Origin of the sequence: Acinetobacter sp. WCHA55 (genome assembly GCF_002165305.2) — a bacterium.
In the GTDB taxonomy this organism is placed as follows: domain Bacteria; phylum Pseudomonadota; class Gammaproteobacteria; order Pseudomonadales; family Moraxellaceae; genus Acinetobacter.
Map to the genome: position 1 here is coordinate 1,088,648 of NZ_CP032286.1, position 15,268 is coordinate 1,103,915.

The following is a 15,268-nucleotide window of genomic DNA, read 5'->3' on the forward strand; positions in this document are numbered from 1 at the left end:
AAGGGGATGAATATGTCGACCAAGTTAGATCGCGGTGTTGTAAGTCATGCTGATGCTTTTTCAATTGCAACTTTACTTTATGCACGTCTGCGCCGTGTATCGGGGCGTGTAATTGATGTGATGTATTTGGTGGAAAACCCAAGTTATGCACGTCAAATGGCAGAGCTTGCTTTAAGTACGGAAGATGCTGAACTGATTCGTCTGGTGAGCCGTTTAGACAGTGTCATGGATGTTTTTAACTATGAAGAAGCTGCTGTGATCGAAAAACCGAAACAGGTCGACGCGACACGACATGAGTTAGACGCCACTGAAGAAGAAATCTATCGTGCCCAAGTGTCACATCACTATATTGGCGCTTTACGATAAAAATCGCTAAAGTTGGATCGCTCTCGCAAGAGAGCTTTTCTAAATGTCCAATTGGGATAAATGAGATAAAAACTCTATAGAATTGATATTTATAGCAATTTGATGCCCCCTGAGTTTGGCTAATTTGGTCTTTAATGGTTTAATTTAACTGGTTGAAATAATAGATAAGAATTTCATAATCTTAGTTTTGAAGCCGATGATAATTAAGGCAATTGCTTTAAACTGAGGTCCAAATCAAAAAGAAAATCTGTATAATGCGTTAACTTAACGTACAAGGAATCTCTCATGCACTTGGCAGCATTGCATACTCCGAGTCAGATTCAACTCAACCAAGATGGTCATCTCAAACACTTCCTCACCATCGAAGGTCTTTCTAAAGAAACTCTTACAAAAATATTGGACACCGCGCAGTCCTTTTTTAATGACCAAAATCAGCTGATTACCAACAACCTGTTAGAAGGTCGAACGGTAATGAACCTTTTCTTTGAAAATTCAACCCGTACTCGTACCACTTTTGAAGCAGCGGCAAAACGTCTTTCTGCAAATGTATTAAATATTGATATCGCACGTTCAAGTACTTCCAAAGGGGAGACGCTCAGAGACACTCTGTGGAACTTAGAAGCGATGGCTGCGGATATTTTTGTGGTACGTCATTCTTCCTCGGGTGCGGCACATTTTATTGCACAAACCGTTTGTCCACATGTTGCAATTATTAATGCAGGTGATGGCCGTCATGCGCATCCAACGCAAGCCATGTTGGATATGCTAACCATTCGCCGTGAAACCAAAAAGAAATTTGAAGATATTTCAATTGCCATCATTGGTGATATTAAACACTCACGCGTGGCGCGTTCAGATGTTGCCGCATTACAAACACTAGGGTGTAAGGACATTCGCGTAATTGCACCGAATACACTACTGCCATATGGTTTTGATGAATATGGTGAAGGTGTACGTTTATTTAATAACATGGAAGCAGGGATTGTAGACTGCGATGTAATTATTACCTTACGTATTCAAAATGAACGCATTGATTCACCAGCGTTGTCATCTCAAGCTGAATTCTACAAAATGTACGGTTTAAATAAAGAGCGCCTTGCGATGGCAAAACCTGATTGCATCGTGATGCATCCAGGGCCAATGAACCGTGGTGTAGAAATTGATTCCAGTATTGCCGATGGTCCACAGTCTGTGATTTTAAATCAGGTGACCAACGGAATTGCTGTACGTATGGCAGTTTTGGCGCTTGCAATGCAAGGTCAACTGCAAGAGCAAGGTTTGTTAGACGCGATTGCGGTATAAGGAATAAGTCATGACTGTTGTAAAAATTGAAAATATACGTGTTCTTGACCCAATTCATCAAACAGATACGATTCAAACGGTATATATCGAAAATGGCAAGTTGGTTGCTGAAACAGCCAATGTCACTGAAACAATTGATGGTCAAGGCAAGTGGTTGATGCCAACCATGGTGGACTTATGTGCACGCCTACGTGAACCAGGTCAGCAACAGCACGGGACATTAAAATCAGAAGGCCGTGCTGCGCGTGAAAATGGTATTTTGCATGTGTTTACACCGCCAGATTCAAAACCGATTGTGCAAGATAATGGTGCTTTGATCCATGGTTTGATGGAAAAAGCGATGTTGGATGGCGGTATTTATCTTGAAGTGATTGGTGCTCAAACCCAAGGTCTACAAGGTAATCAACCTGCAAATATGGCGGGTCTCAAAAAGGGCGGTTGTAAAGCAGTTTCAAATGCTAATGCGCCTTTTGCAGATGACGATGTGGTGCTGCGCACTTTAGAATACGCAGCAGGCCTTGGTATGACGGTGGTGTTTTATGCAGAAGAACCGCAAATTGCCAAAGACGGCTGTGTCCATGAGGGCTTTGTGGCATCGCGTCAAGGCTTACCAACCATCCCTGCGATTGCCGAAACTATTGCGATTGCCAAATATTTGCTAATGATTGAAGCGACGGGTGTTCGTGCTCATTTTGGTTTATTGTCGACAGGTGCTTCTGTCGATTTGATCAAGATCGCTAAAGATAAAGGTCTGCCAGTCACATGCGATGTGGCAATGCATCAGCTGCACTTAACAGATCAGCTGATTGATGGCTTTAACTCACTTGCACACGTCCGCCCGCCGTTACGTGCTGAGTCGGATAAAGAGCACCTTCGCCAAGGTGTGAAAAGTGGCGTGATCGACGCGATTTGTACGCATCACGAACCGCTGAGCAGCTCTGCAAAGCTAGCACCATTTGCTGAAACACAGCCAGGCATTACCGCTTTTGATACCTATGTAGCTTTCGGTGTGCAATTGGTACGTGAAGGTTTATTTAACCCTTTGGAATGGGTCGAAAAAGTCACGATTGCACCAGCCACGGTAGCCAATATGCTTGAACGTTGGACTGCTGAAGCAGGCTGGGTATTGGTTGATCCTGAGCTAGACTGGATTGTGAATAAAGACAATATTTTGTCGCAAGGTAAAAATACACCTTTGATCAATCAAGTGGTGAAAGGAAAAGTTCTAAAAACTTTTGCAGCTTAAACATTGCTTTAAATGTGGATTAAAAAGTCAGCTTCGGCTGGCTTTTTTATTGGGCCTAAATAAAACTGATGCAAATACAATATTTTACAAAGTATAAAAAATGAACAGATAAACTAAAAAATGACGATGAAAACAATGAGAAAAAGTGGGGTAAGACTTCATGAATGTCGATTTTATGGATTTACTAAAACAAAATGTCTCTGCAATTGTTTTAGAGGGTGATACACAACACTTACTTGAAAAAAATCAAGCGATTCAGTCCTTTTTACCAATTTTACTGTCTATATTAAAGTCAAAGTCTGAACTGATTCCTGCATTTCAGCAGCAGTTGAATCCACGTCTCAATGATGTATTTGCATCGAATGTCAGTCTCAAGCAACAATTTTTGGAGCATGTCCGTGGGGCAGCATCCGCAGATGAAATTGAAAGTACCTTAAGCCGTTCGATTACACCTGCATTAGCATTTTTAGCCACAGAGGCAGGCTCTTCAGAACCTGAAGCGATTTCCCATTTACTACAGGTCAATACGGATAGCATTAGCCGTGCGTTACCAGAGTGGGCAACTGCATTACTGGCTGGATTAGGGGTAAGTACCTTACAAGGACAAGCGACACACATCGCACCTACAAGCGTACATGCCACAAAAGTAGAAGAGAAAAGGTCATTTTTACTGCCCATTTTGGCATTAATTATTTTTGCGGCATTGTTTGCTTTTATTTTTAAGGCTTGTACCGACAAAGCCACGACTGAAACAGCACCTGCTTCAAATGTGAATGCCAGCCAACCTGCTAAATTTCAAATTTCAACTGGGGCAACAGGAGACTTGGTCACTTGCCAAATTTTCTCAGCCAATGCTGCATATGTTGAAATTTTACAAAAAGAAGTAAAGCAAATTTTTAATAACAGCATTGGCTGTGGTGCAGATATGCAGAGTATATATCACACTGAATTTATCGACCAAGATGCAATACCGAGTGTCATCAGTGTATTGAAGGGTGTGCCGAATGTAAATTTAACATGGTTTGGCAATCAGTTATCGATTCAATCGCAAGATCCAGCCAATGCACTTAAAGTAGCAGATCAAATTAAACCTTTGCTACGCAATATGACAGTTGTGACTCAGCAACCATTGGACGTCAACCGTGCAGTGGATACCAGTATTAGTGATGCTGAGCGTGCGCTGGCAGAAATTAATCCAGAGCAAGTTCGAGCATTAGATGTTGCCACGGCATTGAATTTGCAAATTATTAACTTTGATACAGCTTCATCGGCGATACCTGATGTGAATAAGTCGGTTTTGGATCAGGCCGCAGCACTGATGCAAAAAACACCGCAAGTCAAATTGACCGTGATAGGGCATACAGATGCAACGGGAGATGCGGCAGTCAATAAAACCTTGTCGCAAAATCGAGCGCAAGCGGTGGTGGATTATTTAATTTTTAAAGGTGTTGATCCTGCGCAGTTGCGAGCGATTGGTTATGGGCAAGAAAAGCCAATTGCAGACAATCAAACCGATGAAGGCAAGTTTAAAAACCGCCGTATTGAATTTGAGGTTTTAAATACAGACTCGGGTGTGGTGCGTGAAGTAGATGATCGTGGTATTGAAAAGGTTAATTAAGCGATGTTTTAACCCTGCTACGGCAGGGTTCTTTTATATAGCCACTCGCATAAAAGCTTATTTTTTGGTTAAATACGCTGCGAAAAACAACAGCCTTATGGTTTTATAACAATGATGAAGAAAACAATTTTTGCCAGTCTACTCTTGAGCAGTTTATTTTTAAGTGCTTGTAACCGAACCGAGAATAAAACAGAAACGGTTGCTGAATCGCAAGAAATGTCAAATTGGAGTTGTACGGCTCCTGCCAATGTCGAACAAATTCAAGCACATTTAAAAACGGAATATTTAAAAGCCTTAGACCGTCGTTTACGTGATAGTCGTGAATATGAGGCCGATGAAAAATTATTAGCGCAGATCAATAAAGGTATTCGTTTTGAAATTAAAGGGGTTTCAACGACCACAGAAAAGCCTGATACAGCAAAGCAATTGGATTGCGAAAGCCAGTTGCTAGTGATTTTCCCGAAAGGGTTGCAGAAACGTGCCGAAAATGCGTTTTTAGCGCGTCCATGCGAAGAGTGTGAGGATGGTTATCAAAGTACTTTGCGTGATGTCTTAGAAGAGGGTGAATATTCACTCAACTTAGATAATGATCAACTACAAGGTGCATTCAGCTATAACATCATTAAAACAGATAAAGAGGGTATTAGTCTTAATGTACCCAATCAAAATGGCGTGATTGATGGTGTGGTTTTGGTAACTCAGCATGCGGTTCAGTTTGCGGCGTATGAAAAAGAAAATGCCGAAATACAAAAGAATATAAAACAATATAATGAGCAAGAAGTTGCGCAGATGGAACTGGCACAGAAAGCCATGAATATTCGTAAGAAGGAACTGGATGCTGATCAAGTCAAAGTAGTGGAAAGATTAAACCAGACTTGGGACAATTTCACTGAGGAGCAAAAACAGCAGCTACAACAAGACCAAACGGAGTGGTTTGAAAAGCGTGATGTAGGCTGTAAAGTGATTTCCCAAAAAAGTGTCTACCAAATGACGGATAGTGAAAAAGAAACCTATCAAAAGCAGTCACAATATTGGGATGATGCTTTACGTGCCCAAGATCAACAATTGCAATATACCAAGTGCTTTAACCAAAAAACCAATGAGCGCATTGTGTATTTAAATAATGTGTTTAATTAATTGGGTTATCTTAAAAATACGCTTTATTGAGTATTTATAGTATGAGAAAAGGACGAATATGATTCGTCCTTTTCTATTTAGATTGTATTTTCTTTCTGGGTTTAAAAGGTAGGTGGCATATAGGTCAGGCTACGGCCTAAAATCCAAAGTAGGAACAGCACCAAAGGCAGGTGGAAAACCAATTGAGTGACGGTAAAGCCGATCACATCTTTGGCTTTTAATTTGAGAATGCCGAGCATGGGCAGCATAAAAAATGGGTTGATTAAATTCGGCAAGGCTTCAGCAGCATTATAGATTTGCACCGACCAGCCTAAATGCACTTTTAAATCGTGTGCAGCTTGCATGACATAGGGTGCTTCAATAATCCATTTACCACCGCCAGAAGGAATGAAAAAGCCTAAAATAGCAGAATATAAGCCCATCACAATGGCAAAGGTTTCTTTGGAGGCAATCGAAACAAAAAACTCAGCAATATAATGTGATAGTGATAAATCATGACTGTTTAACGCTTGTGTCATCATGAAAGCGATACTGCCATAAAGTGGAAACTGAATCAGAACACCTGAGACAGCTGGCACGGCTTTGGTAACGGCATTAAGGAAATTTCGTGGCGTACCATGCAGTGCAATACCCAACATCAGGAAAATAAAGTTGTAAGTATTTAGGCTTGAAATGGCCAAGATCGGATTACTTTTGCTGAACTCATTGAACATCCAAACCAGACCCAAGAGCACAATCAAGATACTCAATAAAGGCGAGTTCTCTAACCAGTCTCCTGGGCGTTTTGTGGTTGGTGTCGGTTTAGTTTCTTCCTCAAACTGGATGGGGAATTGATCAATGGTTTTAATGTCTTGTCCTTTGGGTGCAGACCAAAATGCAATAGCAATCGAGGCAATAATCAATACAGCCGTCATGATCATCGACTGAGGCAAGAATATGGTTTCGGTGAAAGGAATCACACCGGTTAGATTGTAAATCGATTCAGGCAGGCTAGCTTTGTTGGCTTGCAGTTGTGCCGCGGAAGAACTAATACCTAAGGCCCATGTCGCACCCATACCAATAATCGCGGCGGCAGCAGCAGCACGATAGTCCATATTCAGTTCTTTACGTTTAGCTAAAGCAATCACCAGCAGGGCGGTCAGTACTGTACTCATGGCCCAGTTTATCAGCGAAATTAATAAACTGACCGTTGCAACAAGAACAATTGCCCCACGTCCACTATGGGGGATTCGGGCCATTTTTTGAATCAGCAGCTCTACAGGCTTTGAAACAGAAACTACGTAACCAACCACAATCAGCATACACATTTGTAAGGTAAAAGGGATTAGACTCCAAAAACCATCACCAAAGGAAACTGCGACATCTTTGGCCGGTGCGCCAATGCTGATTGAGGCAATTGCGACGATTACGACACCCAATAGGGCAAAAATATAAGAGTCTGGAAACCATTTCTCCGACCAATCACTGACACGTAGTGCAAAACGTTGCAAAATATTTTGAGAGTTTTCCATGCATTGATTCCATTTTTATCTATGAGGTATGAATTTTTGATTCAGCCTATCCGTGCTGATAGAAATGCCTTTAAAACAGGATCGCTGCTTTAAAGGCATTGGATTATTTTTTCTATTGTATAAATGATGTCGAATTAGCGGATGAGGGGAACACCTGTCACTTTCTGAATGTCTTCAAAACTGACATCTTTCGCCAGTTCAATCAATTTCACACCCTCCTGCGTAATGTCCATGACACCGAGGTCAGTAATCACGCGATGTACGACATTTTTGCCTGTAAGCGGCAGGCTACACTGCTCGACAATTTTCGGTGTGCCATCTTTTGCAGAGTGTTCCATAAGTACCACCACTTTTTGCACTCCAGCAACTAAATCCATCGCACCGCCCATGCCTTTGACTTTTTTACCCGGAATCATCCAATTGGCCAAATCGCCATTTTGTGAGACCTCCATTGCCCCTAAAATTGCAATATTGACATGCCCCCCACGGATCATGGCAAAAGACTCTGCACTAGAGAAAAATGCGGCGCCCTGACGTGCGGTAACGGTTTGTTTTCCAGCATTGATTAAATCGGCATCGACCGTTTCTGCCGTAGGAAATTCGCCAATACCCAATAGTCCATTTTCAGACTGCAGCCAGACGTTGACATTTTCAGGAATATAGTTGGCCACCAGTGTAGGTAAACCAATGCCCAAATTGACATAAAAACCATCTTCCAGCTCAAGCGCTGCACGTTGTGCCATTTCATTACGAGACCAAGCCATGGGTTAAGCCTCCTCTTTTAATGTGAGTTGTTCGATACGTTTTTCAGGGTTTGCATTCAGTACAATGCGATTGACATAAATACCCGGCAGGTGAATCTGGTCTGGGTCTAAAGCACCTATTTCAACAATTTCCTCAACTTCGACAATGCAGACTTTTCCAGCCATCGCGCATACTGGGTTAAAGTTTTGTGCGGTTTTACGGAAAATTAAGTTACCTGTGGTATCGGCCTTGTATGCCTTGACAAGTGCAATGTCAGCGGTGAGCGAGTTTTCTAGGATGTAAGGTTTACCATTAAACTCACGCTCTTCTTTGCCTTCGGCAATGAGTGTGCCGACACCTGTTGCGGTAAAGAAAGCGGGGATGCCTGCACCACCAGCACGAAGTTTTTCAGCCAGTGTACCTTGAGGGGTGAGTTCAACTTCAAGCTCACCACTTAAGAACTGACGTTCAAACTCTTTGTTTTCGCCTACATAAGAGGCAATCATTTTTTTGATTTGTTTGCTTTCTAATAAGAGTCCTAAGCCGAAACCATCGACGCCTGCATTGTTTGAAATACAGGTGAGGTTTTTCACGCCCGTTTGTTTTAAGGCTGCAATCAGACTTTCTGGAATACCGCATAAACCAAAGCCACCAACCGCTAGGGTTTGACCATCTTGAACCACATCTTGCAGTGCATCCTTTGCACTTGAATAAACTTTATTGACCATAGTGTTCTCGTTATAAATTAAATGGCTTAGGCACAGCGCTTTTGCCAGTAGGCATTGGCATAGTTAGATGGATTGGTGCGTTGTAATACTTGGCTGATGTTTTGGCTAGCAATCATCAGTGCATCAAGATCAATCCCTGTGTCATAGCCCATGTTGGAGAGTAGGTAGTAAAGGTCTTCTGTGGAGACATTGCCCGATGCACCTTTGGCATAAGGGCAGCCACCTAGACCTGCAATGGACGAGTCAAATACACGAATGCCTTGTTCTAAAGACTGGTAAATATTGGCAATAGCCATACCATAAGTATTATGAAAATGTCCTGCTAAACTCGCGGCGTCCATTTCAGCTAAACATGCCTGCCAGACTTTTTTCACGCGGTTTGGTGTCGCCGTGCCAATCGTTTCACCTAAGGACACTTCATAGCAGCCCATCTCCAGCAAACGTTGGCTGACATGTGCAACTTTGCTCGGTGCAATTGCGCCTTCATAGGGGCAGTCGACAATACAAGACACATAGCCACGCACTTTGATGTTATGGGCTTTCGCCGCAGTCATGATGTCTGCAAATTTTTCAAAGCTTTCATCAATAGAGCAATTGATGTTTTTTTGGGTAAAGCTTTCGGACGCTGCGGTAAAAACAGCAACCTCCTGACAGCCAGCTGCCAAGGCAGACTCAAACCCTTTTAAGTTCGGAGTCAGTAAACTAAAACTAATATTTGGATCGTTGGGTAAGCTGGCAAAGAGTTCATCACTCTGTGCCATTTGTGGAACCCACTTTGCAGAGACACAAGAACCCACTTCAATGGCACTGAGTCCTGTCTGCATTAAATCTAAAATCAGTTTACGACGGTCATCCAAAGTGAGCGGTGTCTTTTCATTTTGCAAACCATCTCGCGGCCCGACTTCGACAATTCTGACAAATTCATTCATGCGGCACCTTCCAAGCTTGAAAACTCAACCAATTCATCGCCTGCTTTGACCTGATCACCGACTTGGAAGTAAGCTGCAGACACAATACCGTCATGTGGAGCACGAATTGAATATTCAATTTTCATCGCTTCAAGCGTGAGGAGAACCTCATCTTTTTTCACTGTGCTGTTGTTTTGTACTAAGACTTGTGTGATCACACCTGGCATTGGTGCTTTTAAGTTGTTGGCATCAGAAGCATCGTCTTCAGTATTAAAGTTAGGCCGAATATGTGCAAATTTATAGCTTTGACCATCTGCATACAGGGTTAGGCCGTGTGCATTTGAACTATAAGCATAGGTCTTTTTGCTTGTTGCACATTCAATTTTAGCTAAATGTGCCTCTAACAATTCACCCTGAATAAAAATGCTATTTCCATTGTACTTTGCTGTAAAGCCTTTTGCCGCTGGGCTGAAATAGACTTTATGTTCTTCATCGTTTAGTGCCAGTTTAATGGCATAGTTGGCACTAATATTTAAACGCCATAGAGACTCGGCTTGCCATACAGGATTTGTAGCTGTTTTATTGCCAGCAAAGCGGGACAAGAGTTCAATCAATGCCGCCGTGATGATGAGCTCTGAAGAGGCTGTTTCATTGTGTTGCAGTAAAAATGCTTCTTCACGTTGAATTAAGTTGGTGTCTAGGTTGGCGGTCTTAAATGATTCTGAACGGACCAAACGGTCTAAGAATGCTATGTTATTGCCCAAGCCATCGACATGAAACTGACTGAGTGCATGGTGCATTTGGGTGAGTGCTGCTTCACGATTTTTTGCCCAAACAATTAATTTGGCAATCATTGGGTCGTAAAAAGTCGTAATTTCATCCCCTTCAACAATGCCACTGTCTACACGGACATGCTCATTTTGCTGAGGGTAGTGCAGGTAGTTAATTTTACCAATAGCAGGTAGGAAACCTTTTTCAGGTTCTTCCGCATAGACACGTGCTTCCAGCGCATGACCATGAATACTGAGCTCGTGTTGTTTTTTAGGTAGCGGCTCACCAAAAGCGACACGTAGTTGCCATTCCACCAAATCTTGGCCTGTAATCATCTCTGTTACAGGATGCTCAACTTGCAAGCGGGTATTCATTTCCATGAAATATGCCGTGCCGTCTTGCTCCACAATAAATTCAACCGTACCTGCACCGACATAATCCACGGCACGTGCTGCATCAATAGCGGCTTGGCGCATGGCTTCGAGTTTTGGTTCTGCCATTTTAGGTGCAGGTGCTTCCTCTAAGACTTTTTGATGGCGACGTTGCACTGAACAGTCGCGTTCAAATAGGTGCACATAGTTACCATGCGTATCACCAAACACTTGCACTTCAATATGACGGGGTTGTACCACGTAGCGTTCAACCAGTACATCATCATTACCAAAGCTTGAACGTGCTTCGCTTTTACAAGAAGCCAAATGGCTTAAAAAGTCTTCACCACGATCAACCAAGCGCATGCCTTTACCCCCACCGCCAGCACTGGCTTTAATCAGCACAGGGTAGCCAATGGCATCGGCTTGTTGTTTTAAAAAATCAGGGTCTTGGTTGGTGCCATGATAGCCCGGTGTCAGCGGTACACCTGCTTTTTCCATTAACGATTTAGAAGTGGCTTTGAGGCCCATGGCTAAAATGGCATCTACAGGTGGGCCAATAAAGACAATGTTGTTTTTTTGGCAGGCATTGGCAAATTGGTCATTTTCAGATAAAAAGCCATAACCTGGATGAATTGCTTCTGCACCTGTATCTAATGCAGCTTGGATAATACGTTCAATTTGTAGGTAGCTTTGTGCAGCTGGGGATTCACCGATATAAATGGCTTCGTCAGCTTGTTGCACATGTTGTGCCTGAGCGTCAGCATCTGAATAGACTGCAACGGTGGCAATGCCCATTTTTTTTGCAGTTCGGATCACACGACAAGCAATTTCACCACGGTTTGCAATTAAGATTTTATTAAACATATTGATATCCTTTCTTGTTGTTATGCCGTCGTCTTGATCCAGACTGGACTGTGTTTATTTAAAAAAGCACTTAAGCCATTTTTCGCCTCTGATCCTTGGCGTACATGGGCAATATGTTGTGCGGTTTGTAACAACAATGCTTCGGTTAACACTTGCTGGTCGACCATTTGGATAAGTTGTTTTGAAGCGGTTTGTGCTTCTGGCCCACCCAAAAGTAAGGCATCGACCATTTCTGCGACTTTTTCATCCAACTGTTCAGCATCGGCCACCACATGCGCTAGACCAATCTGTAAGGCTTGTTCCGCAGAAATACGTTCTGCGGTTAAAAAGTAGCGTGAAGCTTGACGTGCGCCAATGGCACGAATCACATAAGGGCTAATAGTTGAAGGGGCTAAACCTAAGCGCACTTCAGAGGTCGCGAACTTAGCATCACTGCTTGCAACACAAATATCACAGGCAGAAGCCAGTCCCATGCCACCACCAAAAGCAATGCCTTGTACGCGGGCGATGGTCGGCTGTTTTAATGTTGCTAAACTTTGTAGCATTTTCGCCAGTTTTAATGCATCGGCTTCATTTTCAGCCTGTGAGGCTTGTCCTGCTTCTTTCATCCAGTTCAGGTCAGCACCCGCCGAGAAACTTTTGCCACGTCCAGCTAAAATCACGACACGGACATCATCACGCGTATTGAGTTCTCTAAAGCAACGGTGCAGTTCTTCAATCACTTGAGTATTGAAAGCATTATGCATTTCTGCACGATTAATCCATACCGTTACCACTTGGTCGCGTTGTTCGAGTTGTAAATATTGAAAGCTCATCGCTCATCTCCTACATACGGAACACGCCGAATTTGGTCGGTTGAATGGGTGCATTTAAGGCTGCGGCTAAACTTAAACCGAGTACCTGACGGCTTTGTGCAGGATCAATTACACCGTCATCCCACAAACGAGCCGATGCATAATATGGATGGCCTTGACGTTCAAATTGGTCACGGAAGGGTTGTTTAAAATCATCTTCTTCTGCGGCAGACCAAGACTCGCCACGTTTTTCGATTTGGTCTCGTTTTAGGGTCGACAATACACTTGCCGCTTGTTCACCACCCATCACCGAAATACGCGAGTTCGGCCATGTCCACATGAAGCGTGGTGAATAGGCACGACCACACATACCATAGTTGCCTGCACCAAATGAACCACCAATCACAAGGGTGAGTTTTGGGACATTTGCGGTGGCAACAGCCATGACCAGTTTGGCGCCATTTTTGGCAATTCCTTCATTTTCGTATTGGCGACCGACCATAAAGCCAGTGATGTTTTGGAGGAACAGTAGGGGAATATTGCGCTGCGTACAGAGTTCAATAAAGTGAGCCCCTTTTTGTGCAGACTCTGAAAATAAAATACCGTTGTTGGCCATGATGCCGACAGGCATGCCATAGATTTTGGCAAAACCAGTGACTAAGGTGGTGCCAAAGCGAGCTTTGAATTCATCAAAACGTGAACCATCGACAATGCGCGCAATCACTTCACGAATATCGAATGGTTTGCGTGCATCACTGGGCACAACACCATACAGTTCTGTTGCATCAAATAACGGTTCTTCAACTTCTGTTGCACACGTATGTGGTGTTTTATTCAGGTTGGCTACGATGTTGCGGGCAATGATAATTGCATGTTCATCGTTTTCCGCCAAATGATCGGCCACACCAGACAGGCGAGTGTGGACGTCACCACCACCTAAGTCTTCACTGCTGACTACTTCACCTGTTGCCGCTTTCACCAGTGGTGGACCACCTAAGAAAATCGTCCCTTGGTTACGCACAATAATGGTTTCATCAGACATGGCGGGTACATATGCACCCCCAGCTGTACAACTCCCCATTACCACCGCAATTTGGGCAATTCCCATGCTGGACATACGTGCTTGATTATAGAAAATACGACCAAAGTGATCACGGTCAGGGAAAACTTCGTCCTGCATTGGTAAATAGGCACCGCCTGAGTCAACCAAATAAATACATGGCAGATGGTTTTGCTCTGCAATCTCTTGAGCGCGTAAGTGTTTTTTTACCGTCAGCGGATAGTAGGTGCCACCTTTCACTGTCGCATCATTGGCGACGATCATGCAGGTCACACCATTGACCTGACCTACACCCGCAACGACACCTGCTGCAGGCACATCGTCTGCATAGACGTTTTGTGCTGCCAATTGACCAATTTCAAGAAATGCCGTGCCTGCATCAATTAACTGATCAATACGATCACGTGCTAACAGTTTTCCGCGTGCCAAATGTTTTTGTCGTGCCGCTTCACCGCCGCCTAAAGCAATTTGTTCTGCTTTTTGCTTTAAGTCATCGACCAAGCTTTGCATCGCGGTTTGGTTGGTTTTGAAGTCTTCACTTCGAATATTGATCTTGCTATGTAATTGATTCATCACGAACATCCTTGTCATTTTTATTGTTGTGGAGGATTAAGCTGTTTCATTAAACAGTTCACGGCCAATCAACATACGGCGAATTTCAGAAGTTCCCGCGCCAATTTCATAGAGTTTTGCATCGCGCCATAGACGGCCTGCAGAAAATTCATTGATATAGCCATTTCCACCCAAGGTCTGAATGGTTTCACCTGCCATCCAAGTGGCTTTTTCCGCAGCATATAAAATTGCACTGGCTGCATCTTTACGTAGGCTACGGCTATGGTCAGCCTTGTCGCACTCAGCACCCACAGCATAGACAAGTGCTTTACACGCCAACCAAGTCGAATACATGTCGGCAATTTTACCTTGCATTAGCTGGAATTCACCGAGCGCTTGACCGAATTGTTTACGGTCATGGATATACGGAATCACGGTATCCATGCAGGCATCCATAATGCCTAAAGGACCTGCGCTTAAAACAGCACGTTCGTAGTCTAAACCGCTCATGAGCACTTTCGTGCCGTTTCCTACACCGCCCATCACGTTTTCTTTTGGCACTTTCACATTGTCAAAGAACAAGGGGTAAGTGTTCGAACCTCGCATACCCAACTTGTCTAAATGTGTGCCATGACTAAAACCTTCCATGCCTTTTTCTACAAGGAAAGCCGTCATGCCTTTAGCACCTGCATGCAAATCCGTTTTGGCATACACCACAAGCACATCGGCATCGCCACCATTGGTGATCCACATTTTTGAACCATTCAATAGAAAGTGATCGCCACAATCTTCAGCTTTGAGTTTCATGCTGACTACGTCTGAGCCTGCATTCGGTTCAGACATGGCAAGTGCACCGACGTATTCACCTGAAATTAGCTTTGGTAAATAACGTTGTTTTTGTTCCACGCTGCCGTTTCGGTTAATTTGATTCACACATAGGTTAGAATGTGCACCATAAGAAAGACCTATCGAAGCTGAAGCACGTGAGATTTCTTGCATGGCAATGATATGCGCTAAATAACCTAGGCCTGTACCGCCATATTCTTCACCGACGGTCAAACCGAGTAAGCCCATATCACCAAACTTTTTCCACAACTGAGCTGGAAATTCGTTGTTTTGATCGACTTGTTGAGCAATCGGGGTAATTTCTTTGGCACAAAAAGCCGCAACAGAATCACGCAGTGCAATGAGTGTTTCATCTAAACCGAAACTTAAGCTTTTTAGGGTCATTTCTTCATTCGTCCTATGAGTGTATTTATTGTTCCTGATAAAGCATTTTTGTTGTGCTTGATT

The 15,268-nt window shown here is 43.4% G+C and carries 13 protein-coding genes; 5 read left to right on the forward strand and 8 right to left on the reverse strand.

The features are described from left to right. The first annotated feature begins 12 nt into the window (after nt 1-12). The 5 genes from CDG62_RS08055 (at nt 13) to CDG62_RS08075 (ending at nt 5,669) form a co-directional block, all read left to right on the forward strand. A complete protein-coding gene (locus tag CDG62_RS08055) occupies nt 13-366 on the forward strand; it encodes a hypothetical protein (RefSeq protein WP_087526542.1) in 354 nt (117 codons plus the stop codon). A 285-nt stretch (nt 367-651) separates the two neighbouring features. Continuing rightward, the gene (locus tag CDG62_RS08060; RefSeq protein WP_087526541.1) at nt 652-1,668 is read left to right on the forward strand and encodes an aspartate carbamoyltransferase catalytic subunit; all 1,017 of its coding nucleotides are present in this window, start codon (nt 652-654) and stop codon (nt 1,666-1,668) included. A 10-nt stretch (nt 1,669-1,678) separates the two neighbouring features. Further along, complete coding sequence (locus tag CDG62_RS08065; RefSeq protein WP_087526540.1) at nt 1,679-2,914, forward strand: dihydroorotase; 1,236 nt, start codon at nt 1,679-1,681, stop codon at nt 2,912-2,914. Between the two features lie 160 nt (nt 2,915-3,074). After that, a complete protein-coding gene (locus CDG62_RS08070) occupies nt 3,075-4,532 on the forward strand; it encodes an OmpA family protein (RefSeq protein ID WP_087526539.1) in 1,458 nt (485 codons plus the stop codon). A 114-nt stretch (nt 4,533-4,646) separates the two neighbouring features. Continuing rightward, the gene (locus tag CDG62_RS08075) at nt 4,647-5,669 is read left to right on the forward strand and encodes a DUF1311 domain-containing protein (protein WP_171405740.1); all 1,023 of its coding nucleotides are present in this window, start codon (nt 4,647-4,649) and stop codon (nt 5,667-5,669) included. Between the two features lie 101 nt (nt 5,670-5,770). Here the strand turns inward: CDG62_RS08075 and CDG62_RS08080 are convergent, their stop codons facing one another. From CDG62_RS08080 to CDG62_RS08115, 8 genes are all read right to left on the reverse strand, one after another. Further along, nucleotides 5,771-7,180 carry a short-chain fatty acid transporter gene (locus CDG62_RS08080; RefSeq protein ID WP_087526537.1) on the reverse strand — a complete coding sequence of 470 codons (1,410 nt, stop codon included), beginning with the start codon at nt 7,178-7,180 and terminating at the stop codon, nt 5,771-5,773. 134 nt (nt 7,181-7,314) lie between these two features. Continuing rightward, complete coding sequence (locus tag CDG62_RS08085) at nt 7,315-7,944, reverse strand: CoA transferase subunit B (protein ID WP_087526536.1); 630 nt, start codon at nt 7,942-7,944, stop codon at nt 7,315-7,317. Nucleotides 7,945-7,947: 3 nt separating this feature from the next. Then, complete coding sequence (locus CDG62_RS08090; protein ID WP_087526535.1) at nt 7,948-8,652, reverse strand: CoA transferase subunit A; 705 nt, start codon at nt 8,650-8,652, stop codon at nt 7,948-7,950. Nucleotides 8,653-8,678: 26 nt separating this feature from the next. Continuing rightward, the gene (locus CDG62_RS08095) at nt 8,679-9,581 is read right to left on the reverse strand and encodes a hydroxymethylglutaryl-CoA lyase (RefSeq protein WP_087526534.1); all 903 of its coding nucleotides are present in this window, start codon (nt 9,579-9,581) and stop codon (nt 8,679-8,681) included. Next, nucleotides 9,578-11,569, reverse strand: coding sequence for an acetyl-CoA carboxylase biotin carboxylase subunit (locus CDG62_RS08100; RefSeq protein ID WP_087526533.1), 1,992 nt, complete (start codon nt 11,567-11,569; stop codon nt 9,578-9,580). Before CDG62_RS08100 ends, CDG62_RS08095 begins: the two co-directional genes overlap by 4 nt. 20 nt (nt 11,570-11,589) lie before the next feature. Continuing rightward, nucleotides 11,590-12,384, reverse strand: a complete 795-nt coding sequence (locus CDG62_RS08105) for an enoyl-CoA hydratase/isomerase family protein (protein WP_087526532.1) — start codon at nt 12,382-12,384, stop codon at nt 11,590-11,592. A 10-nt stretch (nt 12,385-12,394) separates the two neighbouring features. After that, nucleotides 12,395-13,996, reverse strand: coding sequence for a carboxyl transferase domain-containing protein (locus CDG62_RS08110; RefSeq protein ID WP_087526531.1), 1,602 nt, complete (start codon nt 13,994-13,996; stop codon nt 12,395-12,397). A 36-nt stretch (nt 13,997-14,032) separates the two neighbouring features. Beyond that, on the reverse strand, nt 14,033-15,205 hold the full coding sequence (locus CDG62_RS08115) for an isovaleryl-CoA dehydrogenase (RefSeq protein WP_087526530.1): 1,173 nt from the start codon (nt 15,203-15,205) through the stop codon (nt 14,033-14,035). Between the last annotated feature and the right edge of the window lie 63 nt (nt 15,206-15,268).